We start from the raw sequence: 22553 nt of genomic DNA on the forward strand, positions 1-22553 counted from the left end.
AGCGGGACGAGAGTGCCGTTCGTACGGCGGGTCAGGAGGGCAGCAGGTGCTGCTCCTCCGCGTGGTGGCAGGCGCTCGCGTGGTGGGCCCCTCCGCGGACCACCAGCGCAGGCTCCTCGGCCTCGCAGATCTCCGTCGCCTTCCAGCACCTCGTGCGGAACCGGCAGCCACTCGGTGGGTTCACCGGGCTCGGGACGTCGCCGGTGAGCCGGATGCGGGCGCGAGCGGCGCGCACGGCCGGGTCGGGCACCGGCACGGCCGACAGCAGCGCCTGCGTGTACGGGTGTGCCGGGCGGCCGTAGATCTCCTCCTCCGTGCCGATCTCCACGATCTTGCCGAGGTACATGACGGCGACCCGGTCGGACAGGTGGCGCACCACGGACAGGTCGTGGGCGATGAAGAGGTAGGAGAGGCCGAACTCGCGCTGCAGCTCGTCCAGCAGGTTCATCACCTGCGCCTGTATCGACACGTCGAGCGCCGACACGGGCTCGTCGCAGATGATGACCTCCGGTCGGAGCGCGAGCGCACGGGCGATCCCGATCCGCTGGCGCTGCCCGCCGGAGAACTGGTGCGGGTAGCGGTTGATGTGCTCGGGGTTCAACCCGACGACCTCGAGCAGCTCCTGCACCTTCCGGCGACGCTCGCCCTTGGGTGCGACACCCGCGTGGATGTCGAACGGCTCGCCGACGATGTCGCCCACGGTCATGCGGGGGTTCAGCGACGTGTACGGGTCCTGCAGCACGATCTGGACCGACCGGCGCAGCGCCTGCAGCTCCCGGCCCCGCTTGGCGAAGACGTCCTCCCCGTGGAACCGGACCCGGCCCGAGGTGGGCGGCTCCAGCCGCATCAGCACCTGCGCCAGTGTCGACTTGCCGCAGCCGGACTCGCCGACCACGCCGAGCGTCTCGCCCCCGTGCAGCGCGAACGACACGCCGTCGACGGCCCGCACGTGCCCCACCGTGCGCTTGACGACGATGCCGACCTGCACCGGGAAGTGCTTGACGAGGTCCTCGACCTCCAGGATCGGAGCGCCGTGCTGGTGGTTCGCTCGCTGTCGCTCGTTCATCGAGCCACCAGCTCCTCGGCGAACAGGCACGCCGACGACCGGCCGGACGGCAGCACCGCGAGCGGCGGCAGCTCGTCCGCGCAGCGCTCGACGGCCATCGGGCAGCGCGGGTGGAACGGGCAGCCGGGCGGGATCCGGGTGAGGCTCGGCGGCAGCCCGCGGATGGCCTTCAGGGTGGTGCCCTTCGTGTCGACGCGCGGGATCGACTCCAGCAGCGACCGGGTGTAGGGGTGGCACGGGTTGGCGTAGAGGGAGTGCACGTCCGCGCTCTCGACGATCCGGCCCGCGTACATCACGGCGATCCGGTCGGCCACCTCCGCGACCACGCCCAGGTCGTGCGTGATCAGGATCAGGCCCATGTGCCGCTCGGCCTGGATCTCGGCGAGCAGGTCCATGATCTGGGCCTGCACGGTGACGTCGAGGGCGGTGGTCGGCTCGTCGGCGATGAGGACGTCGGGGTCGAGCGCGAGCGACATCGCGATCATGACGCGCTGCCGCATGCCCCCGGAGAACTGGTGCGGGTGGTCGCGCACCCGCTGCCGCGCACCCGGGATGCCGACCATGTCCAGCAGCTCGACGGCGCGCTTCTCGGCGTCCCGCCGGCTCGTCCCGCGCCTGGTCCGCAGCTGCTCGCCGATCTGGAACCCGACCGTGAACACGGGGTTCAGCGCCGACAGCGCGTCCTGGAAGATCATCGCGATGTGCTCGCCGCGCAGTTCCCTGCGCCGGGCCGGGGTGGCGGTGAGCAGCTCCTCGCCGCGGTAGCGCACCGCGCCACCCGTGACGACGCCAGGCGGGCTCTCCAGGATCCCCATGACCGTGTTGGCCGTGACGCTCTTGCCGGAGCCGGATTCGCCGAGCACGGCGAGCGTCTCCCCGGCGTCCACGTGGTAGTCGACGCCGTTGAGCACGTGCGCCACGCCGTCGCGGGTGCGGAACTCGACGCGCAGGCCCTCCACCTCGAGCAACGGGTCGGACATCAGCGCCCCTTGGGGTCGAACGCGTCGCGCACCGCGTCGCCCAGCATCACGAAGGCGAGCACCGTGACGGCGAGGAACGCGGCCGGGAACAGGAGCAGGTGTGGAGCGACGCGGATGTAGTCGCGCGCCTCGCTGATCATCACGCCCCACGAGACGACGGGGTCGCGCAGGCCGATGCCGAGGAACGACAGCGTGGCCTCGACGCCGATGAAGGCGCCGAGCGCGATCGTGGCGTAGACCAGCACGGGGGCGAGGCAGTTGGGCAGCATGTGCCGCCAGATCACGCGCGCCGGGCCTGCGCCGAGCGCGCGGGCGGCGCGGACGTAGTCCTGGTCGCGGGCGGCGATGGCGGCCGAACGCGTGATCCGCATCGAGACCGGCCACGACAGGGCGGCCATCGTCAGCACCACGAGCGCGGTGATCCCGACGGCGCCCCCGCCGACGGCCTCGCGGAAGGACGAGAGGATCACGATCGCGCCGAGCACGAACGGCAGGCCGAAGACGACGTCCGTGAGCCGGGACACCAGCGTGTCGACCCAGCCCCCGTGGTAGCCGGCGATCATGCCGAGCGTGCCGCCGAGGAGCACGGTGAACGCCGTGGCGAGCACCCCGACGACGATCGACACCCGGGTGCCGTGGATCGTCCGGGCGTACACGTCCCGGCCGAGCAGGTCGTAGCCGAACCACGCCTGCGCCGACGGCGGTTGCCGGCTGCGGGCGAGGTCACCCGCGCTCGGGTCGACGGACGTGAACAGCTGCGGGAATGCCGCGAGCACCAGCAGGAACGCGATCAGCGTCACCGAGATCAGGAAGAGCGGGCGCCTGCGCAGGTCGTGCCAGGCGTCGGAGGCGAGGCTGCGCGCCCGGTCGGGGGCGCCGCCGCCGGCGCCCGACGAGCCGGGCTCCGCCACCGCGGTGCCCAGCACGCTGGGGTCAGACATAGCGGATCCTCGGGTCGAGAACGGCGTAGACCACGTCCACCAGCAGGTTCATCAGCAGGTAGACGATCACGAGCAGGACGACCACCCCGGTGACGGTGGCGCCCTCGCGCAGTGCGATGGAGCGGAAGATCAGACCGCCGATGCCGCGGATGTTGAAGATGCCCTCCGTCACGATCGCGCCGCTCATGAGCGATCCCAGGTCGACGCCGAGGAACGTGACGACCGGGATCAACGAGTTGCGCAGGAGGTGCACGCCGACCACCCGGCGCGGCTCGAGGCCCTTCGCGACCGCGGTCCGGACGTAGTCGGACCGCCGGTTCTCCGCGATGGAGGTGCGGGTGAGCCGGGCCACGTACGCCATCGACAGGCTGGCCAGCACGAAACCGGGCACGAGCAGCTCGCCGAACCCGGCATCGGCCGAGACCGTCGGCGAGATGATCCCGAGCCGCAGGCCGAGCACGGTCTGCAGCACGTACCCGGTGACGAACACCGGGATCGAGATCAGGAAGAGCGTCGAGACCAGCACGAGGTTGTCGAGGAAGCCGCCGGAGCGCAGGCCGGTGAGGACCCCGGCGAGCACCCCGATGGCGGCCTCGATCAGCAGCGCGACGATGGCCAGCCGCAGCGTGACCGGGTAGGCGGCCGCGATCAGCTCGCCGACCGACGTGCCCGAGAACGTCTGCCCGAAGTCCCCCTGCAGCAGGTTGCCGAGGTAGCGGAGGTACTGGACCACCACGTTCTCGTCGAGGTGGAACTCCTCCCGCATGCGCGTGACGTAGGCGTCCGGGCAGGCCCGCTCGCCGCACTTGCCGGCGAACGGGTCGCCCGGCAGGGCCCAGACGAGCAGGTAGATCAGGAACGTCGTGCCGACGAACACCGGGACGAGCTGGAGGAGCCGGCGGAGGATGTAGCGCGACACTCGGCTACTGCTCCGAGACGGTGACGCTCTCCAGGTCGAGCTCGCGGAACGGGGTCACCGTGACGTTCTGCAGCCGCTCCGACCAGCCGGCCTGGAACGACTGGAAGTACACCGGGATCGCCGGCATGTCCTGGATGATCAGGCGCTCGGCCTCCTGGTAGAGGGCGTTGCCCTCCTCCGCCGACGGGGCGGCGTCAGCGCGGGCGAGCAGCGCGTCGACCGCGGGGTTGGTGTACTCGCCGTCGTTGGTCGACCCGCCCGTGCGGTACAGCGGGTTCAGGAAGTTCTCGATCGACGGGTAGTCGGCCACCCAGCTGCTGCGGTAGATCTGCTTCATCTGCCTGGCGTTGATCGCCGAGCGGATCTCGCCGAACGTGGGCACCGGCACGAACGTGCACTGCACGCCGAGGGCGTTGCTGATGCTCACGCAGGTGGCCTGGATCCACTCGGCGTTGCCGGAGTCGGCGTTCGAGGTCAGCTCGATCGGGCCCTGGAACCCGGTGGCCTCGAACATCTTCCGCGCGCGATCCGGCTGGTACGTGCACAGGTCACCGCACTGGCCCGCCACCCGGCCGGGCACGTCGGGCGCGACGAGACCGTCCGCGGGAGGCCGGGTGCCGCCGAAGATCTGCTGGTTGACCGCTTCCCGGTCGATGGCCATCGAGATGGCCTTCCGCAGCTCCGGGTTCTGGTACCGCGGGTCGTAGAGCGGGAAGCCGAGGCGCTGGACGCCGAGGTAGGTCCGCGACACGCTGCGGTCGGCGAGGTCGGTCCGGTAGAGGTTGCCCGCGAGGCCGGACGGCGGGATGACCTCGATGAAGTCGAGGTTGTTCGCCACCACGTCGGCGTAGGCCGCCTCGGCGGACTCGTAGAAGCGGAACTCGATCCCGCTGACGCTCGGCTTCGGCGCGCCGGGCCACTGCTCGTAGCGCTCGACCATGATGTTCGCGCCCGGCTGCCGGGAGACGAAGCGGAACGGCCCGTTGCCGATCGGGTGGGCCTCGAACGCGGCCTTGTCGGTGAAGAACAGGTCCGGGAGCGGCGCGAACGCGCGGTAGCCCAGCATCGTCGGGAACACCGCGAACGGCGCGGACAGCGTGACCTCGAAGGTCCGGTCGTCCACCACCCGCAGGCCCGACATCTCCGGCGCGGCGGGCTGCGGCGCCGTCTGCGGGCCCGCGGTGCCGTCCGGGTCCTCGGTGTGCACCTGGTCGAAGCCCTGGATGTGGGAGAAGAAGGAGCCGTTCTGCTGCCCGTTGGGGGAGTACGCGGTGTAGTTCCAGGCCCGGACGAAGCTCTGCGCGGTGACGGGGGTGCCGTCGTGGAACGTCCAGCCGTCCTTCAGCCTGATCGTGTAGACCTGCGAGTCCGTGGTCTCGATCGACTCGGCCACCATGTTGGCGGGCTGCGCGGTCGTGGGGTCGTACTCGACCAGCGGGCTGAACAGCGCGTCGATGATCTTCCCGCCGCCGGTCTCGTTCGTGTTCCCGGGCACGAGCGGGTTCTCCGGCTCGGTGCCGTTCACGCTGATCGTGACGCCGCTCGCGCCCGCGGAGCCGCCCCCCGGCTCACCCCCGCCACCGCAGGCGGTGGTGATCAGGACGATGGACAGCGGTGCCGCCGCCCAGGCAGCTGCTCGTCGTGCGCGCATGGCCCCCCATATCCGCCGAACGGCGTACGCAGGTGGGGCGCCCGCCGTAGTTCCGGGTGATGTTGGAGCCGGACAGTAGCTGTCCGAATCGTGTCTGTTGACCACCGTCAGGTCACAAATGGGTTGCGCACCCACGGTTCGTCACGTTCGGCGGCGGCCCGCCGGCCCACGCCGCGCGCACGTAGAGTGCGATCGTGATGCCACCCCCTGCCCGGCGGAGGCTGCTGCTCGTGCACGCCCATCCCGACGACGAGACGCTCTCGACGGGCGGCACGATCGCGCGCTACGCGGCCGAGCCCGACACGGCCGTCACGCTCGTCACCTGCACGCTCGGGGAGCAGGGCGAGGTGATCCCCGCGGAGCTCGCCGAGCTCGCGCCCGAGCGGGGGGACCAGCTCGGCGGCTACCGCGCGGGCGAGCTCGCCGCCGCGTGCGCGGCGCTGGGCGTCACCGACCACCGCTACCTGGGCGGGATCGGCCGTTGGCGCGACTCGGGGATGGCACTGGCCGGGCACGGCGTGCGGGCGGCCATGCCGCAGCGGCTGCACCCGCGGGCCCTCGCCCGGCCGGAGGCGTTCGACGAGCAGGTCGAGCAGCTCGTGGCCGTGCTGGAGGAGGTCCGCCCGCAGGTCGTCGTCAGCTACGGCGCCGACGGCGGCTACGGGCACCCCGACCACGTGCGGGCCCACGCGATCACTGCCGCAGCCGTGCGGCGGGTACCCGCCCGGATGTTCTGCACGGTGGTCGGCCGGTCCACGCTCGACGCCGGGCTCGCGAAGCTGGCCGGCCGCGACGGCCTGCCGTTCCGGATGCCCGAGCCGGACGAGCTGCCCAGCGTGCCGGACGACGCGATCCGCGTGCGGGTCGACGTCGCGGCGCAGCGGGAGGCGAGGATCGCGGCGATGCGCGCGCACGCCACCCAGGTGGCGGTGTGGCCGGACGGCGAGGTCACGGCGTTCGCGGTGAGCAACCTCGTCGCACAGCCGCTCCTCGACGTCGAGGAGTACGTACCGCTCGGCGACGGCGCGCCGTCGGAGGACCTGTTCGGGGAGACCGGGGATGCCTGAGAAGACCGCGGACGACACCGCCGAGAACGTCCTGGCCCCGGACGAGCAGCGGCCGCTCGTGCCGGACCTCGTGCTGCTCGTGCTCCTCGTCGTCGACGGCCTGCTGCTCGGGGCGTTCGGGCTGATGTTCACCCCGCTCTACACGAACGGCATCCCCGTGCCGATGGGCGTCGTGCTGTCGGTGCTGGTGCTGCCGTGGCTGGTGCGCCAGGCCGGAGAGATCGACCCGCGGCCCGCCGTCGCGGGTGCGCCGCTCACGGCATGGGTGGTGGCCGTCGCCGTGCTGGGGCTGTTCGGGCCGGGCGGCGACTCCATGCTGCTGGCCAACTGGCAGTCCCTCGCCCTGGCGGTCGGCGGGATCGGCGCGGGCCTGTGGGGGCTGCGCGCGGTGATGGAGCGGGCATACCAGGAGCGGTCGGGTGGCTGAGGCCATCCCGGACCGGGTGATCGTCGCGATCCTCCGCCCGTTCGTCCGGGCCACCCGCCCCGTGCTCGACGGGCTGCGCGAGTCCGACCCGTTCGGCCTCCGCTCCCGGGCCGCATCGCACGAGGAGGCACCCGGCGAGGAACACGGGTTGCGGGACAAGGTGCTGGACGCGCTCGCCGCCGTCGAGGTGCCCGGCACGGCCAGGTGGGCGGCGATGGACGTGCCGGCCCGTACGCGCTGGTGGGTGCGCCGGGTCGGCCGGTTCACCACGCTGATCGCCGCCGTGCCCGGGCTGGGCGGGGCGCTCGCCAACCGGCTGCCCGTCTCGAAGGCCGTCGGTGCCGCCGGGCAGGGCCTGCTGCTGGTGGCCATCGCGGGCGAGCACGGTGTCCGGGACGAGGACGAGCTGGTCAACCTGCTCGGCTCGGTCCTCTTCCGGCGGGAGCTCGCCGTGTCGGCCGCCACCGGCTCCGAGGACGCGGCCGCCGACGCCCGGGCGGCCGAGCTCACCGGCGACCTGGCGAAGCCGGCGACCGCCCCCACCCTCGGCCGGGTGGCGCGGGCGGTGTGGCGGCTGGGCCGCGTGCTCCTCGCCGTCGAGGACGAGCTCGACAAGCGCCCGCACGGCAACTTCCTGCACGAGGGCCTCGGCATGCTCCCCGTGGTCGGGGCGGTCGGGAAGTACCTCGGCGAATGGTCAGGCCTGAAGAGGGCGGCGCGGGAGGCGGAGAAACGCCTCGCAGTTCCCGGTCGGTGACGCGTGGCGTTTCGGCCGGCGCACCGGTTGTGAGGCGCTCGCGCCCCGTCGACGGGTCGCGTGGGCCGAGAAGGGGGGCGTCAGCGCCTGCCTTCGACCAGGGTGGGCCCACCGGGCCTCCGGTGGCGCCGCGCATTGTGCGGGTCGGCCCACGCCCCGTCGACGGTGTGCGTCGGCGGAGACGGGGGCGCCGGCGCAGGTGGGGTGCGTGGGCACGTCAGGTGGGAGGCACCAGGTAGCGGTAGCGGTGGTGCTCGACGTAGCCGAGGCGGTCGTAGAGCGCCCGGGCCCCGCCGTTCTGCAGGGCCACCTGCAGCACCGCCCACCGGGCGCCGCGCTCGCGTCCCCAGGCCCCGGCGGCGGCGAGCAGGGTGGTGGCGTGGCCGCGGCGGCGGGCGGCGGGCACGACCTCGAGCGTCGAGATGTGCACGTGGTCGGCCACCAGCGCGGCCCGCACCTGTCCGAGCACGGCCCCGTCCTCGTCGCGCAGCAGGCCGAAGGCGGTGTCGGGGGCGCCGGCGAGGACCCGATCCTGGGCCGGCGTGGGTGGGCCGCCGACGGCGAGCCGCCACCACTCGGCGGACGGGCGGGGCGGCAGCTCGATGCGCAGGCGCGGTGGGAGATCGGCGTCCGCAACCGGCGCCACCAGCACAGACACCTCCGCACCCTTCGCGTGTGCGGCGTTCAGCACCCAGCCCTCGGCGGCCACGGCCCGGTCCCACGGCGAGCCGACGGGCACCTGGACCCGGGCCGGGGCGTCGTGTTCGCGGGCGAAGCGGCACACCTCGTGCAGGGCGGCGGCGATCGGCAGGCCCGGGTCGCCGATCGCGAGCGCCGCATTGGCCCGTCCCGTGTAACCGCTCGCGGCGCGCAGTCGCCACTGCCCGAGGGGCCGTTCCACCTGGGCAGGCCAGGCGTCGGCGCACAGCCCTTCCAGCCGGACGACCGCGGCGAGCGGGGCGCGGCGCGGTGGCGCGGGCGGCACGGCCCGCACCGCGACGACGGCAGAGCGTTCGACGCGGACCGGCCCGCGCCGCGTCCGCACGACCACGACACCCGCGCCGTCGGCGGCGAGCTCACCGACGGCGTCGGTGAGGAGCGGCCGCCCGTCGCGGGTGCCGACGCGGTGCCGCAGCGCCACCCTGGCGCCGACCAGCTCGTCGGGGATCTCCACGACACCATCGTCCGCCCGCCTACGACGGGATTCACACCCGCCCCGGCTCCCGGGACGGGTGGAGCGCGAGACATACTGTGCGACGTACCTGCTCGCCCGCGTGGAGGACCACCCGTGACGTATGTGATCGCCGAGCCCTGCGTCGACCTGCTCGACAAGGCGTGCATCGAGGAATGTCCGGTGGACTGCATCTACGAGGGCGGCCGGATGCTCTACATCCACCCGGACGAGTGCGTCGACTGCGGCGCGTGCGAGCCGGTCTGCCCCGTCGAGGCGATCTACTACGAGGACGACGTGCCCGAGCAGTGGGCCGCCTACACCAAGGCCAACGTCGACTTCTTCGACGAGCTGGGCTCGCCCGGTGGCGCGTCGAAGGTCGGCAAGGTCAACCGGGACGTCGAGCCGGCCCTGAGCCTGCCGCCCCAGCAGCACGACGAGTGAGAACCGCGCTCCCCGACTTCCCCTGGGACAGCCTCGCCGAGGACAAGGCGCTCGCCGCGGCGCATCCCGGCGGGATCGTGGACCTCTCGGTCGGCACCCCCGTCGATCCGGTCCCGGCCGTGGTGCGGGCGGCGCTCGCCGGCCCGGCGGCCGACGTCCCCGGCTACCCGACGACGCACGGGCCGTCGTCGCTGCGGGAGGCGATCGCCGCCTCGCTGGCCCGGCGGTACGGCGTCAGGGTCGACCCGGTCCCGGTGCTGCCGACCATCGGGTCGAAGGAGCTCGTCGCCTGGCTGCCCACGCTCCTCGGGCTCGGCGCCGAGCACACTGTGGTGATCCCCGAGCTGGCCTACCCCACCTACGAGGTCGGGGTGCGGCTCGCCGGCGCGCAGTTCGTCCGCTCCGACTCCACCACCGCGCTCGGCCCGCGCCGCGTGGCGCTGGTGTGGCTGAACTCGCCGTCGAACCCGACCGGGCGGGTGTTGCCGGTCGAGCACCTGCGCAAGGTCGTCGACTGGGCCCGTGAGCGCGGCGCGATCATCGCGTCGGACGAGTGCTACCTCCCGCTGTCCGACGGTGCCCGCTCGGTGCTGCACCCGGACGTCTGCGGCGGTTCCCACGACGGCCTGCTCGCCGTCCACTCGATGTCGAAGTCCTCCAGCCTCGCCGGCTACCGCGCCGGGTTCGTCACGGGCGACCCGCGGCTCGTCGCCGATCTCCTGGAGGTGCGCAAGCACGCCGGGATGATGGTGCCCCGCCCGGTGCAGGCGGCGATGGAGGCGGCCGCCTCCGACGACGCGCACGTCGCCGAGCAGTCCCGCGTCTACGCCCGCCGCCGGGCCCGGCTGCGCGCCGCGATGGAGGCGGCCGGCTACCGGATCGACCACTCCGAGGCCGGCCTCTACCTCTGGGCCACCGCGAGCGAGCCCTGCCGGGTGACGGTCCGGCGGCTCGCCGGGGCCGGGATCCTGGTGGCGCCGGGCGACTTCTACGGCCCGGCGGGTGCCCAGCACGTCCGGGTGGCGCTCACGGCCACGGACGAGCGGATCGAGGCGGCTGTGGAGCGCCTGAAGTCCTGACGCCCCCCGGGCGTCAGGAAAGCCACTTTCATGACGCCAGGCGTCAGCAAAGCCACTTTGCTGGCACCCCTCAGTTCGCGTGCAGCGCCTCGTTCAGCGCGATGCCCCCTCCCGCGCGGGGAAGGGCCTCCACCGCCCCCGTGACCGAGTTGCGGCGCAGCAGCAGGCCGTTGCGGCCGGAGAGGACGCGGGCCGGCGTCGTGTTCCCGTCCGGCAACGTCACCTTGGTGCCCGCGGTGACGTAGAGGCCCGCCTCCACCACGCAGTCGTCGCCGAGGGATATCCCGATGCCGGCGTTGGCGCCGATCAGGCACCGCTCGCCCACGGTGATCACCTCCTTGCCGCCGCCGGAGAGCGTCCCCATGATCGACGCGCCGCCGCCGACGTCGGACCCGTCCCCGACGACGACGCCCGCGGAGATGCGCCCCTCGACCATCGACGCGCCGAGCGTGCCGGCGTTGTAGTTCACGAAGCCCTCGTGCATCACCGTGGTGCCGGCGGCCAGGTGGGCGCCGAGCCGGACGCGGTCCGCGTCGGCGATGCGGACGCCCTCGGGCAGCACGTAGTCGACCATCCGGGGGAACTTGTCGACGCCGTACACGGCCAGCGGGCCGCGGGTGCGCAGCCGGGCGCGGGTGAGCTCGAAGCCCGGCACGGGGCAGGGCCCCTGGCTGGTCCACACGACGTTGGCGAGCACGCCGAAGATGCCGTTCAGGTTCGCCTCGCGCGGGGCGACCAGGCGGTGGCTCAGCAGGTGCAGGCGCAGGTAGGCGTCCTGGGCGTCGGCGGGCGGGTCGGCGAGGGACGCGATCGCGGTGCGCACGACGGTGGTGCGCACGCCGCGGGCCTCGTCGGTGGACACCAGCGGCTCCAGGTCCGCCGTGACGTCCGGTGCGTCGGGTCCGAGAGCCGGGGCGGGGTACCAGGTGTCCAGGACGGTGCCATCGGCGGCGATGGTGGCCAGCCCGGTGCCGGAGGCCCCCGCGATGCGAAGTGCGCTGCTCACGACCCCACGCTAACGAGGCTGCACGCGCGCCCGGTGAGGGGCCCCGGGGCGCCGCACACACCGGGTCAGGGCGGCACACACGCCCGGCGTGTTGTGCCGTCCCCATCCGATGTGTGCTGTGCCAGTAGCGTCGGGGTCGTGCCGCACCTCGACCTCCTCGCCGACCCCGTCGACCTCTGCGCCGCGCTCGTCGACGTGCCCAGCGTCTCGGGGGAGGAGGGCGAGCTCGCCTCCGCGCTCGAGGCCGCCCTGCGCGCGCAGGCCCCGCACCTGCGGGTGCAGCGGTCCGGCCACGCGGTGCTGGCCCGCACCGAGCTGGGCCGGGACAAGCGGGTGCTGCTCGCCGGGCACATCGACACCGTGCCGATCGCGGGCAACGTCCCGAGCCGCCGCGACGGGGGCCTGCTCCACGGGTGCGGCAGCTCGGACATGAAGGCGGGCGACGCGGTGTTCGCCCACCTGGCGGCCGCGTTGGACGACCCGCGCCACGACCTCACGTTCGTCTTCTACGACTGCGAGGAGGTGGAGGCGGTGCGCAACGGGCTCGGCCGGATCGAGCGCGAGCACCGCGACTGGCTCGCCGCCGACCTCGCGATCCTCGGCGAGCCGACGAACGGCGCGGTCGAGGCAGGCTGCCAGGGCACGCTGCGCGTGGACGTCGCGGTCCGCGGGCGGCGGGCCCACTCCGCGCGCTCGTGGCTGGGGGACAACGCCGTGCACAAGGCCGAGGCGGTGCTGCGCCGGCTCGCCACCTACGCGGCGCGGGAAGTCGAGATCGACGGCTGCCGTTACCGGGAGGGCCTGCAGGCCGTGCGGATCGCGGGCGGGGTGGCCGGCAACGTGGTGCCCGACGAGTGCGTGGTCACCGTCAACTTCCGGTTCGCGCCCGACCGGGACGCGGCGGCGGCCGAGAAGCACGTGCGCGAGGTGTTCGACGGTTTCGAGGTCACGCTGACCGACCTCTCGCCGGGTGCGCTGCCCGGTCTCGGCGAGCCCGCGGCGCAGGAGTTCCTCGCCGCGACCGGCGCCGAACCCACCGCCAAGCTGGGCTGGACCGACGTGGCGCGGTTCGCCGCACTCGGCATCCCGGCGTTGAACTACGGCCCGGGCGACCCGAACCTCGCCCACACCCGGGACGAGCACGTCGACCCGCGCCTGATCACCGAGGCGGTGGACGTCCTCCGCCGTTTCCTTGCCTGACACGAGGCCTCATTACCCTGACCGCCATGAGCACGGACGGGGTTCGACGCCCCGAGGAGAAGCAGCGCGGCCCGGTGGTGCTGCGCCGCGAGCGGCGCAACGAACCCACCACCACCGACCAGCGGCTGCTCGACTCGCGCGGCCCGAGCGACTGGGTGCACACCGACCCGTGGCGGGTGATGCGCATCCAGGCCGAGTTCGTCGAGGGCTTCGGGATGCTCGCGGAGCTGCCCCGCGCCGTCACCGTGTTCGGCTCGGCGCGTACGCGGCGCGACCACGTGGAGTACGCGCAGGGCCGGGCGCTGGGCACCGCGCTGGCCGAGGCCGGGTTCGCGGTGATCACCGGCGGCGGCCCCGGCGCGATGGAGGCCGCCAACATGGGATGCTCCGACGCGGGTGGGCTCTCCGTGGGCCTGGGAATCGAGCTGCCGTTCGAGCAGGGCCTCAACGACTGGGTCGACCTGGGCATCAACTTCCGCTACTTCTTCGCCCGCAAGACCATGTTCGTGAAGTACTCGCAGGCGTTCGTCTGCCTGCCCGGCGGCTTCGGCACGCTCGACGAGCTGTTCGAGGCGCTCACCCTGGTGCAGACGAAGAAGGTCACCAAGTTTCCGGTGGTGCTGCTGGGCCGGGACTACTGGGGCGGGCTCTACGACTGGATCGCGAACACCGTGCTCGGCGCCGGCAAGATCGGCGAGAAGGACCTCGCGCTGCTGCACCTCACCGACGACGTCGACGACGCGGTGAAGATCGTGCAGGAGGCCTGGCGGGCCTGGGAGGAGGCACATTGAGCCGACCGCTGGCGGTCTGCGTGTACTGCGGTTCCATCGAGGGGCTGCCCGAGAGCTACCTGCGGCTCGCGACCGACGTGGGCACCGAGATCGCGGCGCGCGGGTGGCAGCTCGTATCCGGCGGCGGTCGCGCGGCGATGATGGGGATGGTGGGCCGGGCGGCCCGGGCGGGCGGTGCGCGCACCACCGGGGTGATCCCGCAGGCGCTCGTCGACCTGGAGTGGGCCGACCACGAGTCCGACGAGCTGCTCGTCGTCGAGACGATGCGCGAGCGCAAGGCGCTCATGGAGGCCCACGCCGACGCGTTCCTCGCCCTGCCCGGCGGGGTGGGCACCTGCGAGGAGCTGTTCGAGGTGTGGACCGCGGGCTACCTGCGCATGCACAGCAAGCCGGTGGTGCTGCTCGACGCGGACGGGCACTACGCGGGGCTGCTGGACTGGGTGCGTGGGCTGGGCGAGCGGGGGTTCGTGCGCCCGGAGGCGATCGCGCGGCTCGTGGTCGCCACCGACGTCTCCGAGGCCCTCGACGCGTGCGCCAAGCCCGTGGACCCCTGACCCGCGGCTCGCACGCGCGTCCGGGTACCCGAGGGGCCGGACGGCGGTCCCGCCCCGTCCCCGACCGCCCGGGAGGAGAAGCCCGTGGACCCGGTGATCGAGGACTGGTTCGCCCGGCGGACGTGGCAGGACCCCCGCTGGAGCGTCGAGGAGCTGGTGGCCGCCAAGTCGGGCCGTCGGGTGGCGGTGGTGTTGCCGGCACTGGACGAGGAGGCCACGGTCGGTGTGATCGTCGCCGCGATCCTGCCGCTGGCCCGCGGGCCCGCCCCGCTGGTCGACGAGCTCGTGGTCGTCGACTCCGGATCGACCGACCGCACGGTCGAGGTCGCCGCCACCGCCGGTGCGCGGGTCGTGCTGCGCACCGACGTCCTGCCCGAGCTCCCGCCCCGGCCGGGCAAGGGCGAGGTGCTGTGGCGCTCGCTGGCGGCCACGACGGGCGACGTCGTCTGCTACCTCGACTCCGACCTGGTCGACTTCGATCCCGGCTTCGTGCCGGCGCTGCTCGGCCCGCTGCTCACCGAACCCGGCGTGGCACTGGTGAAGGGCTTCTACCGGCGTCCGCTGCGCCTGGAGACCGCGGAGGCCGACTCCGGGGGCGGCCGGGTCACCGAGTTGCTCGTGCGGCCGCTGCTCGCCGCGTTGCGGCCCCAGCTCTCCGGGATCGTGCAGCCGCTCGGCGGTGAGTACGCCGGCACCCGGGACCTGCTGGAGTCCGTCCCGTTCGCGCCGGGGTACGGGGTGGAGATCGGGCTGTTGCTCGACACGCACACCCGGCTCGGCCTCGACGGGCTCGCCCAGGTGAACCTCGGCGTGCGCAAGCACCGCAACCGGTCGCTGCTGCAGCTGGGGGTGATGGCCCGGCAGATCCTCTCGGCGGCGCTCGCCCGCTGCGACGTGCCCGATTCGGGGGTAGCGCTCACGCAGTTCGTGCAGGTGGACGGGGAGTGGCTGCCGTCGGCCACCACGCTGGACGGCCCTGATCGACCCCCGATCCGTGCGCTGACCGGCCGTACGTGATGGGATCGGCGAGGTGGGGACCGCGCTGATCTACCTCCTGGTCGTCGTGGCGGTCGGGGCCGCGCTGTTCGGGCTCGCCGCCCTCGTGTTCGGGCGGGGTGAGGAGCTGGCGCCACTGCCGCCGGGCGCCACGCCGACCCGTCTGCCTGCGGGCGAGGTCGACGGCGACGACGTGCGCGAGCTGCGCTTCCAGCAGGCCCTGCGCGGCTATCGGATGGACGAGGTGGACTGGGTGCTCGCCCGGCTCGCCGACCAGCTGGACCGGACGGGCGCGCAGCGCGACGGGCTGCTCGCCAGGGTGGCGGAGCTGGAGTCGGCGCTCGCGTCGACCACCGGCGGTGCCGGGGTGCCGGCAGAAGGCGAGCGATGACGCGCGTCGAGATCACGGTGCCGGTGGAGGTCGCGGCGCCCGCCGAGGTGGTCTGGCAGCGGGTCACCGACTGGGCGGGTCAGGGGGAGTGGATGCTCGGCACCCGGGTCCGGCCGACGAGCGGAGGCGACGGGAGGCGGCTCGGGGCCACCCTGGAGGCGGTCACCGGCGTCGGCCCGCTCGTCGTGACCGACCGCATGGAGATCGTCGAGTGGACGCCGCCGCGCCGCTGCGTGGTGCGGCACGTCGGGCGGCTGGTACGCGGCGAGGGCGTGTTCGAGGTGCTGCCGCTCGGCCCGCAGCGCGCCCGGTTCGTGTGGTCGGAGCTGCTCGACCTCCCGCTCGGCCCGCTGGGGGCGCTCGGCTGGCCGCTGCTGCGGCCTGCCGTCCGGGCCGGGCTCGTGATCTCACTGCGCCGGCTGGAGCGTCGGTGCGAGGCGGTATACCGATCCGGTGCCTAACCCCATCACCGATGGTCGAGCCCGCTGCGGCTGGGCCGGCTCCGCGCCCGAGTACGTCGCGTACCACGACGAGGAGTGGGGACGCCCGCTGCGCGGCGTCACGGCGATGTTCGAGCGCCTGAGCCTCGAAGCCTTCCAGTCCGGGCTGTCCTGGCTGGTCATCCTGCGCAAGCGCCCGGCGTTCCGCGCCGCGTTCGCCGGGTTCGACCCGGCCGCGGTGGCCGCCTTCGACCACTCCGACGTGGAGCGGCTGCTCGGCGACGCCGGGATCGTCCGCAACCGGGCGAAGATCGAGGCCACGATCCACAACGCGGGCCGGGTGCTCGCGCTCGAGCAGCCGCTTGACGAGCTGCTCTGGTCGTTCGCTCCCGACCCTGCCACGCGCACGCGGCCCGCCACGCTCGCCGACGTCCCGGCCACCAGCCCGGAGTCGGTGGCGATGGCCCGCGCGCTCAAGCGGCAGGGGATGCGGTTCGTCGGGCCCACCACCTGCTACGCGCTGATGCAGGCCGCGGGGCTGGTGGACGATCACGTCGCCGACTGCTGGCGGGCAGCAACGCCGTGATTGCGGAACGTGATCGACCCTGCTGGTTGATCGCTCCGGTTGCACCCCCATCCGTCGGATGAGGAAAGATGTTCCCAGCATCCTCGCCGCGCGCTACGCCCGCGCAGCGGCAACGAACCCCGCGATGCCAACGGCTCTGGCCACTAACGACGACGGAGGAGGCAGGAGATGGCGGCGATGAAGCCCCGGACCGGTGATGGTCCCCTGGAGGTGACCAAGGAGGGTCGGGGCATCGTGATGCGCGTCCCCCTCGAGGGTGGCGGCCGCCTGGTCGTCGAGATGTCGGCGGAGGAAGCCAGCGACCTCGGCGACGCTCTCAAGGCCGCCTCCGGCTGAGCGCACGCGCCCCGCATCCGGGGCTCCCGGTTCCGGCGAACGGCACCGGCGGAGGGCACCCGCCCTCCGTCGGTGCCGTTCGCAGTTCCGGAGACCCGCGCCGGCCGATCGAGCTAGAGAGCGCTCTCCGCAGGCTCGCGCAGCGGCTCGACCTGCGTTCCGGCCGCCGGGCCGAGCGTCACGAGCTCGATCGCCACGTTCCCGCACACGCAGCGGCGGTACCGCACCCATCCCTGTGAGGTGTGGTGCGTGGACAGCACCCTGGCCTCGTCACTGGGCCACCCGCACCGCGTGCACAGCATGCCCGCGCCCTCCCTCCGTAATAACCGTCGCTGTTTGGGAGCTTACACGGCGAGCCTGTGGTAGTAATAGCCCAATGGACTTCATCGGTTACCGCAGCGACGCCCTCGGCGCCGCGGTCGACCTGGTGAACGCGGTGATCGAGGACCCGGAGGGCCGGGTGCCCGACCAGCTTCGAGGGGTGTTGGTCGCGCACTCGTACCGCGCGCTCGACGCCCCGGACAGCATCGAGCCCGCGCTGCGGGCGTGGAGCCGCAGGCTGCGCACCGTCTTCGACGCCACGAGCGACGCCGACGCCGCCGCCGCGGTCAACGCCCTGCTCGTGGACGTGCGGATCGAGCCGCACGTCACGAACCACGCCGGCGAGGGCTGGCACCTGCACTACACGCCGCCGGAGGCCGGCCTCGTCGACCGCATCCGGGCCACCACCGCGTTCGCGCTGGCCATGCTCGTGTCCGAGTACGGCGTCAGCCGTCACGGCCGCTGCGCGGCCGACGGCTGCGCCAAGGTGTTCGCCGACACCTCCCGCAACGCAGCACGCCGCTACTGCTCGTCCGCCTGCGCGAACCGCTCCGCGGTGGCCGCCCACCGGGCGCGCGTCAAGGCCAGGGCTCAAGCCGCTGCCAGCGCCCGGTAGATCTCCACGGTCCGGGCGGCCGCCCGCCGCCAGCTGAACTCCCGCTCCGCCCGCTCCCGGCCGGCCGCACCCATGGCGGCGGCGCGCCCGGGGTCGGCGAGCAGCGCGTTCACGGCGGCGGCGAGAGCGGAGCGGAAGGCGTCCACCTCGTGCTCGTCGAAGTGGGCGAGGAGGCCGGTCTCGCCGTCGGCGACGACCTCCGGGATCCCGCCCACGTCGGAGGCCACCACGGCGGTGCCGCAGGCCATCGCCTCGAGGTTGACGATGCCGAGCGGCTCGTAGACCGACGGGCAGACGAACACGGTGGCGGCGGACAGGATCTGGCGCACGGCCGTGGTGGGCAGCATGCCGCGCACCCACACCACCCCGGACCGGGCGGCGTCGAGCTCGGCGACGGCGGCCTCGGTCTCAGCGGCGATCTCCGGCGTGTCCGGTGCACCGGCGCACAGGACGATCTGCGCGTGGTGGTCGATGTGGTGGGCGGCCGCGATCAGGTGCGAGAGCCCCTTCTGCCGGGTGATCCGGCCGACGAACACCACGCTCGGCCGGTCCGGGTCGACGCCAGCGGCCTGCGCGGCGTCGCGGGCGGGATCCGGGTGGTAGAAGGCGGTGTCGATCCCGTTGTGCACGACGTGGACGCGGTCGGCGTCCAGGGCGGGGTAGCACTCCAGGACGTCCTGCCGCATGCCCGCGCTCACCGCGATCACGGCGTCGGCCGCCTCGTACGCGGTGCGCTCCACCCACGACGACAGCCGGTACCCGCCGCCGAGCTGCTCGGCCTTCCACGGCCTGCGCGGTTCGAGCGAGTGCGCGGTGACGACGTGCGGCACCCCGTGCAGGACCTTCGCGAGGTGGCCCGCCATGTTGGCGTACCAGGTGTGGGAGTGGGCGATGTCGACGCCGCCGAGCGCGGCCACCATCGACAGGTCCGCGCCGAGCGTCTGCAGCGCCGGGTTCGCGTGGTCGAGCGACATCGGCGGCTGGTGGGCGTAGGTGTCGGGCGCCGACCGCGGCTCGCCGAAGCAGTGCACGTCGACGTCCACGAGCTCGCGCAGCGCGGGCGCCAGGTGTTCGACGTGCACACCGGCCCCGCCGTAGACGTCCGGGGGATACTCGCGGGTGAGCAGGCCGATGCGCACGCGCGAACGGTAAGGCATCGGCCGCCGCCCCGCGGGGGGTGCGGATCCAGGCGTAACCCGGCGTTCCCCTGGCCCGGCACGGTTTTGGGGCACTAGTGTTCGGTTCGTGACGACGCTGCCGGTAGGTCCGGCCCGGATCGGGGCGACGCCATGACAGGGGCGCGGATGTCGCCCGCATCACCGCTGGCGCTGGGGGCGAACGTCCTCGGGGTGGTGCTCGCAGGCGGTGAGGGCAAGCGGCTCTGGCCGCTCACGGCCGACCGCGCGAAGCCGGCCGTGCCGTTCGGCGGGAACTACCGCCTCGTCGACTTCGTGCTGTCCAACCTGGTCAACGCCGGGATGCACCGCATCTGCGTGCTCACGCAGTACAAGTCCCACTCGCTGGACCGGCACATCTCCACCACATGGCGGCTGTCCAACGTGTTGGGGCAGTACATCACCACGGTCCCGGCCCAGCAGCGGCTCGGCAGGCGCTGGTACACCGGCAGCGCGGACGCGATCTTCCAGAGCCTCAACCTCGTCTACGACGAGGGGCCCGACTACATCGCCGTGTTCGGCGCCGACCACGTCTACCGGATGGACCCGGGCCAGATGATCGCCCGGCACATCGAGAGCGGCGCGGGCGTCACCGTGGCCGGCATCCGGGTGCCGCGCACCGAGGCCAAGGCGTTCGGTGTGATCAACTCCGAGCCGGGCGGCAGGATCATCGACTTCCTGGAGAAGCCGTCCGACCCGCCGTCGGTGCCCGACGACCCGGACGTCACCTTCGCCTCGATGGGCAACTACGTCTTCACCACCGAGGTGCTGCTCGAGGCGTTGCGGGCCGACGCCGAGGACGGCGACTCCGACCACGACATGGGCGGCGACATCATCCCGCGGCTCGTCGCGCAGGGCGACGCGGCCGTGTACGACTTCGCCGACAACGTCGTGCCCGGCGCCACCGACCGCGACGCGGGCTACTGGCGCGACGTCGGCACGATCGACGCGTACTACGAGGCCCACACGGATCTCGTGTCCGTGCACCCGATCTTCAACCTGTACAACCAGCGCTGGCCCATCCGCACCGCGATGGCCCCGCTGCCGCCCGCCAAGTTCGTGGAGGGCGGCATCGCCCAGGACTCGATCGTCGGCGCCGGCACGATCATCTCCGGCGCCATCGTGCGCCGATCGGTGATCAGCCCGAACGTGCGCGTCGAAGCCGGGGCCGAGGTGTCCGACTCCGTGGTGCTGCCCGGCACCAGGGTGGGCCGCGGCGCGATCGTCCGCGGCGCGATCCTCGACAAGAACGTGGTGATCCCCGACGGCGCGCTGGTCGGCGTCGACCTGGGCCTCGACCGCGCGCGCTACACGGTCAGCCAGGGTGGCGTGGTGGTGCTGGGGAAGGGCGCCACGGCGCTCTGAGCGACCTGGGGCTTGCCGAACCGCCGCTGCGGCCGGGCGATCACGGGGTGACGATCGGCTGCGCTGCTGCGACCCCGATCCGGCAACACCGCTCTGGGTGCGGCTCAGGTCACGCTTTCGCTGATCATGGAGCCGGGCGGGCTGAACCCGCCTTCAGCGCGGCCAGCAGGCCGTCGCCCAGCGGGAGCAGGACCGGCACCAGGCGGTCGTCCTCGCGGACCATCCGGCTCACCTCGCGCAGGCCCGCCGTGCTCGGGTCCGACGCGTCCGGGTCCACCACGCCCGCGCCGAGCGCACCGGCGAAGACCACGATCCCGCCGTCGCGCAGGAGGCGCACGGCCTCCTCGAGGTAGCGCGGGTAGTCGGCCGGGCCGGCGTCGACGAACACCATGTCGTAGACCGCGTCGGTGAGGCGGGGCAGCACCTCGAGGGCCATCCCGTTGATGAGACGCAGGTTGGCCGGTCCGTAGCCTGCGGCGAGGAACACGCCGCGGGCGGCGCGCTGGAGCTCGGGGTCGATGTCGATCGAGGTGAGGGTGCCGTCGGGCGCCATGCCGCGCAGCAGCCACAGCCCGCTGACGCCGGTTCCGGTGCCGATCTCCACCACGGCGCGCGCCCCGATCGTGGCGGCGAGGAACCGCAGGCCGGCGCCCGCATCCGGCTCGACGGGGACACAGCCGGAGCGTTCGGCGCCCGCCCGTGCGGAAGCGAGCACGTCGTCCTCGGCGAGGTAGGATCCGACGTGGTCGCGCAGCGCCCACAGATCGGTGGCGACGTCCGGCACCCACATGAGGCGGAAGGCTACTTGGCCCGTTCTATCAGGCTCCTCTCAGCCGGTTCTCACCACTGTTTCACGGGCATCGGGCACCGTATGTGTCAGGCGGTCGGGGTCGTCGGCCGTGGGAGCATCGGGAACACAGAGGTCCGGCGCTCCGTTGGCCAGAGGCACGACCCGCCGCAGGAGGTGCGACCCGACGATGAGCGAAGGCTCAGCCACACTGCCGAGCAGCACGTTGCTGCCCGGTGAGGAGGCCGGCTGGACCCCACCGAGCTGGGACGACGTGGTGCGCGAACACGCGGACCGCGTGTACCGCCTCGCCTACCGGCTCACCGGCAACCCGCACGACGCCGAGGACCTCACCCAGGAGACGTTCGTCCGGGTGTTCCGCTCCCTCGCCTCCTACAAGCCCGGCACGTTCGAGGGCTGGCTGCACCGCATCACCACGAACCTGTTCCTGGACATGGTGCGCAGGCGCTCCCGCATCCGCATGGAGGCGCTCCCCGAGGACACCGACCGGCTCCCCGGCAGCGGGCCGCAGCCCGAGCAGGTGTTCTCCGACACCCACCTCGACCCCCAGCTGCAGGCCGCGCTCGACGAGCTGCCGCCGGAGTTCCGGGCCGCGGTCGTGCTGTGCGACGTCGAGGGTCTGTCCTACGAGGAGATCGGCGCGACGCTCGGCGTGAAGCTGGGTACGGTGAGGAGCAGGATCCACCGCGGCCGGGCCGCCCTGCGCAGCGCGCTGGAGCGTCGCCGGGCAGCGGAGGTCCGCGGGGCGGAGCTCGAGGAGGTACACGGGTGAGTTCAGGGCGTTGGCGCATCTCGGTGACCACCCCGGACTGGGGCCACGATCACCTGTCGTCCGACGCCATCGTCGCGTACGTCGACGACGAGCTCGCCGCCGGCCCGCACCTGCGGGCCACCCAGCACCTCGCGCAGTGCCCGGAATGCGCCGCCCAGGTCGTCGCCCAGGGGCAGGCCCGTTCCGCGCTGCGCACGGCGGACTGTCCCAGCCTGCCGTCCTCCCTGCTGTCGAGCCTGCGCTCGATCCCCCAGCACACCGACCTCCCGGCGCCGCCCGCCGGGCTCGCGGTCACGCCCGACGGCCAGTTCGTCTCGGTGCTGCGTCCCGAGCGCCCCCGTCGGGGAGGCACGCGCGCCGACGCCGACGCGCGCGCGCCGCAGGACCGCACGCACCGCAGGATGTGGCTCGGCACCGGTGTCGCCGTGTCCGGCCTCGCCGCCGGCGCCATCGCCTTCGCCGCGCCCGCGGCCGTGTCCGGCTCGGCCGCACCGGTCCCGGGAGAGCCGGAGATGCCCGGCCGTCCGATCCTCGGCGGCGCGGCCACCCCGGTCGACGCGCGCCTGCGGCTCGCCCCCGCCCCGCAGCCCGCGGCGGCCACCAGCGTGCCGCCGTCGGCAGCGCCCACCTCGGTCCCGCCGGTCGACGGCCACCAGCCCCGCTGAGTTACCCGAACTTCACCGCCGCTGAGGCA

General features: G+C 73.3%; 27 protein-coding genes. 17 read left to right on the forward strand and 10 right to left on the reverse strand.

The features are described 5' to 3' along the window. Nucleotides 1–31: 31 nt before the first annotated feature. Genes ABEA81_RS19180 through ABEA81_RS19200 form a run of 5 tightly spaced genes read right to left on the reverse strand, consistent with a single transcriptional unit; the run spans nucleotide 32 to nucleotide 5557 of the window. Nucleotides 32–1066, reverse strand: a complete 1035-nt coding sequence (locus ABEA81_RS19180; RefSeq protein WP_345606560.1) for an ABC transporter ATP-binding protein — start codon at nucleotides 1064–1066, stop codon at nucleotides 32–34. Further along, nucleotides 1063–2046 carry an ABC transporter ATP-binding protein gene (locus tag ABEA81_RS19185; RefSeq protein ID WP_345606561.1) on the reverse strand — a complete coding sequence of 328 codons (984 nt, stop codon included), beginning with the start codon at nucleotides 2044–2046 and terminating at the stop codon, nucleotides 1063–1065. The genes ABEA81_RS19180 and ABEA81_RS19185 overlap by 4 nt, the downstream gene beginning before the upstream one ends. Next, complete coding sequence (locus tag ABEA81_RS19190) at nucleotides 2046–2987, reverse strand: ABC transporter permease (protein WP_345606562.1); 942 nt, start codon at nucleotides 2985–2987, stop codon at nucleotides 2046–2048. The genes ABEA81_RS19185 and ABEA81_RS19190 overlap by 1 nt, the downstream gene beginning before the upstream one ends. Beyond that, a complete protein-coding gene (locus ABEA81_RS19195) occupies nucleotides 2980–3906 on the reverse strand; it encodes an ABC transporter permease (protein ID WP_345606563.1) in 927 nt (308 codons plus the stop codon). The genes ABEA81_RS19190 and ABEA81_RS19195 overlap by 8 nt, the downstream gene beginning before the upstream one ends. A 4-nt stretch (nucleotides 3907–3910) precedes the next feature. Further along, a complete protein-coding gene (locus ABEA81_RS19200; RefSeq protein WP_345606564.1) occupies nucleotides 3911–5557 on the reverse strand; it encodes a peptide ABC transporter substrate-binding protein in 1647 nt (548 codons plus the stop codon). A gap of 197 nt (nucleotides 5558–5754) precedes the next feature. Here ABEA81_RS19200 and mshB point away from each other — a divergent pair, with 197 nt between their 5' ends. From mshB to ABEA81_RS19215, 3 genes are read left to right on the forward strand one after another with little or no spacing between them, the layout of a single operon-like run. Next, the gene (gene mshB / locus ABEA81_RS19205) at nucleotides 5755–6624 is read left to right on the forward strand and encodes an N-acetyl-1-D-myo-inositol-2-amino-2-deoxy-alpha-D-glucopyranoside deacetylase (protein WP_345606653.1); all 870 of its coding nucleotides are present in this window, start codon (nucleotides 5755–5757) and stop codon (nucleotides 6622–6624) included. Further along, nucleotides 6617–7051 (forward strand): hypothetical protein, encoded by a 435-nt coding sequence (locus ABEA81_RS19210; protein WP_345606565.1) that lies wholly within the window; start codon nucleotides 6617–6619, stop codon nucleotides 7049–7051. The genes mshB and ABEA81_RS19210 overlap by 8 nt, the downstream gene beginning before the upstream one ends. Then, nucleotides 7044–7808, forward strand: coding sequence for a hypothetical protein (locus ABEA81_RS19215; protein ID WP_345606566.1), 765 nt, complete (start codon nucleotides 7044–7046; stop codon nucleotides 7806–7808). The genes ABEA81_RS19210 and ABEA81_RS19215 overlap by 8 nt, the downstream gene beginning before the upstream one ends. 217 nt (nucleotides 7809–8025) lie before the next feature. Here the strand turns inward: ABEA81_RS19215 and ABEA81_RS19220 are convergent, their stop codons facing one another. Then, a complete protein-coding gene (locus ABEA81_RS19220) occupies nucleotides 8026–8982 on the reverse strand; it encodes a GNAT family N-acetyltransferase (RefSeq protein WP_345606567.1) in 957 nt (318 codons plus the stop codon). A 114-nt stretch (nucleotides 8983–9096) separates the two neighbouring features. Between ABEA81_RS19220 and fdxA the strand changes: the two genes are divergently transcribed. After that, a complete protein-coding gene (gene fdxA / locus ABEA81_RS19225; protein WP_345606568.1) occupies nucleotides 9097–9423 on the forward strand; it encodes a ferredoxin in 327 nt (108 codons plus the stop codon). Next, nucleotides 9420–10502, forward strand: coding sequence for a succinyldiaminopimelate transaminase (gene dapC / locus ABEA81_RS19230; protein WP_345606569.1), 1083 nt, complete (start codon nucleotides 9420–9422; stop codon nucleotides 10500–10502). Before fdxA ends, dapC begins: the two co-directional genes overlap by 4 nt. Nucleotides 10503–10572: 70 nt before the next feature. On the opposite strand, the gene dapD is transcribed toward dapC, so the two are convergent. Next, entirely contained in the window at nucleotides 10573–11508 is a 936-nt protein-coding gene (gene dapD, locus ABEA81_RS19235; RefSeq protein WP_345606570.1) for a 2,3,4,5-tetrahydropyridine-2,6-dicarboxylate N-succinyltransferase, read from the reverse strand. A gap of 138 nt (nucleotides 11509–11646) precedes the next feature. On the opposite strand from dapD, the gene dapE reads away from it, so the two are divergent. From dapE to ABEA81_RS19275, 8 genes are all read left to right on the forward strand, one after another. Continuing rightward, nucleotides 11647–12708: a succinyl-diaminopimelate desuccinylase gene (gene dapE / locus ABEA81_RS19240; protein WP_345606571.1), complete on the forward strand. Its 1062-nt coding sequence runs from the start codon at nucleotides 11647–11649 to the stop codon at nucleotides 12706–12708. A gap of 26 nt (nucleotides 12709–12734) precedes the next feature. Next, nucleotides 12735–13499 (forward strand): LOG family protein, encoded by a 765-nt coding sequence (locus ABEA81_RS19245; RefSeq protein ID WP_345606572.1) that lies wholly within the window; start codon nucleotides 12735–12737, stop codon nucleotides 13497–13499. Beyond that, nucleotides 13496–14053, forward strand: a complete 558-nt coding sequence (locus tag ABEA81_RS19250) for an LOG family protein (RefSeq protein WP_345606574.1) — start codon at nucleotides 13496–13498, stop codon at nucleotides 14051–14053. The genes ABEA81_RS19245 and ABEA81_RS19250 overlap by 4 nt, the downstream gene beginning before the upstream one ends. Nucleotides 14054–14146: 93 nt before the next feature. After that, nucleotides 14147–15070 (forward strand): glucosyl-3-phosphoglycerate synthase, encoded by a 924-nt coding sequence (locus ABEA81_RS19255; RefSeq protein ID WP_345606654.1) that lies wholly within the window; start codon nucleotides 14147–14149, stop codon nucleotides 15068–15070. 13 nt (nucleotides 15071–15083) lie between these two features. After that, nucleotides 15084–15440 (forward strand): DivIVA domain-containing protein, encoded by a 357-nt coding sequence (locus tag ABEA81_RS19260; protein ID WP_345606575.1) that lies wholly within the window; start codon nucleotides 15084–15086, stop codon nucleotides 15438–15440. Beyond that, nucleotides 15437–15901 (forward strand): SRPBCC family protein, encoded by a 465-nt coding sequence (locus ABEA81_RS19265; protein ID WP_345606576.1) that lies wholly within the window; start codon nucleotides 15437–15439, stop codon nucleotides 15899–15901. The genes ABEA81_RS19260 and ABEA81_RS19265 overlap by 4 nt, the downstream gene beginning before the upstream one ends. Continuing rightward, the gene (locus tag ABEA81_RS19270) at nucleotides 15894–16466 is read left to right on the forward strand and encodes a DNA-3-methyladenine glycosylase I (RefSeq protein ID WP_345606578.1); all 573 of its coding nucleotides are present in this window, start codon (nucleotides 15894–15896) and stop codon (nucleotides 16464–16466) included. The genes ABEA81_RS19265 and ABEA81_RS19270 overlap by 8 nt, the downstream gene beginning before the upstream one ends. A 168-nt stretch (nucleotides 16467–16634) precedes the next feature. Continuing rightward, the gene (locus ABEA81_RS19275; protein WP_084211001.1) at nucleotides 16635–16802 is read left to right on the forward strand and encodes a DUF3117 domain-containing protein; all 168 of its coding nucleotides are present in this window, start codon (nucleotides 16635–16637) and stop codon (nucleotides 16800–16802) included. Between the two features lie 113 nt (nucleotides 16803–16915). On the opposite strand, the gene ABEA81_RS19280 is transcribed toward ABEA81_RS19275, so the two are convergent. Beyond that, nucleotides 16916–17104, reverse strand: a complete 189-nt coding sequence (locus tag ABEA81_RS19280) for a hypothetical protein (protein ID WP_345606580.1) — start codon at nucleotides 17102–17104, stop codon at nucleotides 16916–16918. Nucleotides 17105–17178: 74 nt separating this feature from the next. On the opposite strand from ABEA81_RS19280, the gene ABEA81_RS19285 reads away from it, so the two are divergent. Continuing rightward, nucleotides 17179–17739: a CGNR zinc finger domain-containing protein gene (locus ABEA81_RS19285; protein WP_345606581.1), complete on the forward strand. Its 561-nt coding sequence runs from the start codon at nucleotides 17179–17181 to the stop codon at nucleotides 17737–17739. On the opposite strand, the gene glgA is transcribed toward ABEA81_RS19285, so the two are convergent. Next, the gene (gene glgA, locus ABEA81_RS19290; RefSeq protein WP_345606582.1) at nucleotides 17715–18878 is read right to left on the reverse strand and encodes a glycogen synthase; all 1164 of its coding nucleotides are present in this window, start codon (nucleotides 18876–18878) and stop codon (nucleotides 17715–17717) included. The genes ABEA81_RS19285 and glgA overlap by 25 nt on opposite strands. Before the next feature lie 165 nt (nucleotides 18879–19043). On the opposite strand from glgA, the gene glgC reads away from it, so the two are divergent. Then, nucleotides 19044–20279 (forward strand): glucose-1-phosphate adenylyltransferase, encoded by a 1236-nt coding sequence (glgC, locus tag ABEA81_RS19295; protein ID WP_345606583.1) that lies wholly within the window; start codon nucleotides 19044–19046, stop codon nucleotides 20277–20279. Nucleotides 20280–20403: 124 nt separating this feature from the next. Here the strand turns inward: glgC and ABEA81_RS19300 are convergent, their stop codons facing one another. Next, complete coding sequence (locus ABEA81_RS19300; protein ID WP_345606584.1) at nucleotides 20404–21069, reverse strand: O-methyltransferase; 666 nt, start codon at nucleotides 21067–21069, stop codon at nucleotides 20404–20406. Nucleotides 21070–21256: 187 nt separating this feature from the next. On the opposite strand from ABEA81_RS19300, the gene sigE reads away from it, so the two are divergent. After that, nucleotides 21257–21859, forward strand: coding sequence for an RNA polymerase sigma factor SigE (sigE, locus tag ABEA81_RS19305; RefSeq protein WP_345606585.1), 603 nt, complete (start codon nucleotides 21257–21259; stop codon nucleotides 21857–21859). Beyond that, entirely contained in the window at nucleotides 21856–22524 is a 669-nt protein-coding gene (locus ABEA81_RS19310) for an anti-sigma factor family protein (RefSeq protein WP_345606586.1), read from the forward strand. The genes sigE and ABEA81_RS19310 overlap by 4 nt, the downstream gene beginning before the upstream one ends. The last annotated feature ends 29 nt before the right edge of the window (nucleotides 22525–22553 follow it).

Source organism: Pseudonocardia adelaidensis, assembly GCF_039543345.1.
Classification (GTDB): domain Bacteria; phylum Actinomycetota; class Actinomycetes; order Mycobacteriales; family Pseudonocardiaceae; genus Pseudonocardia; species Pseudonocardia adelaidensis.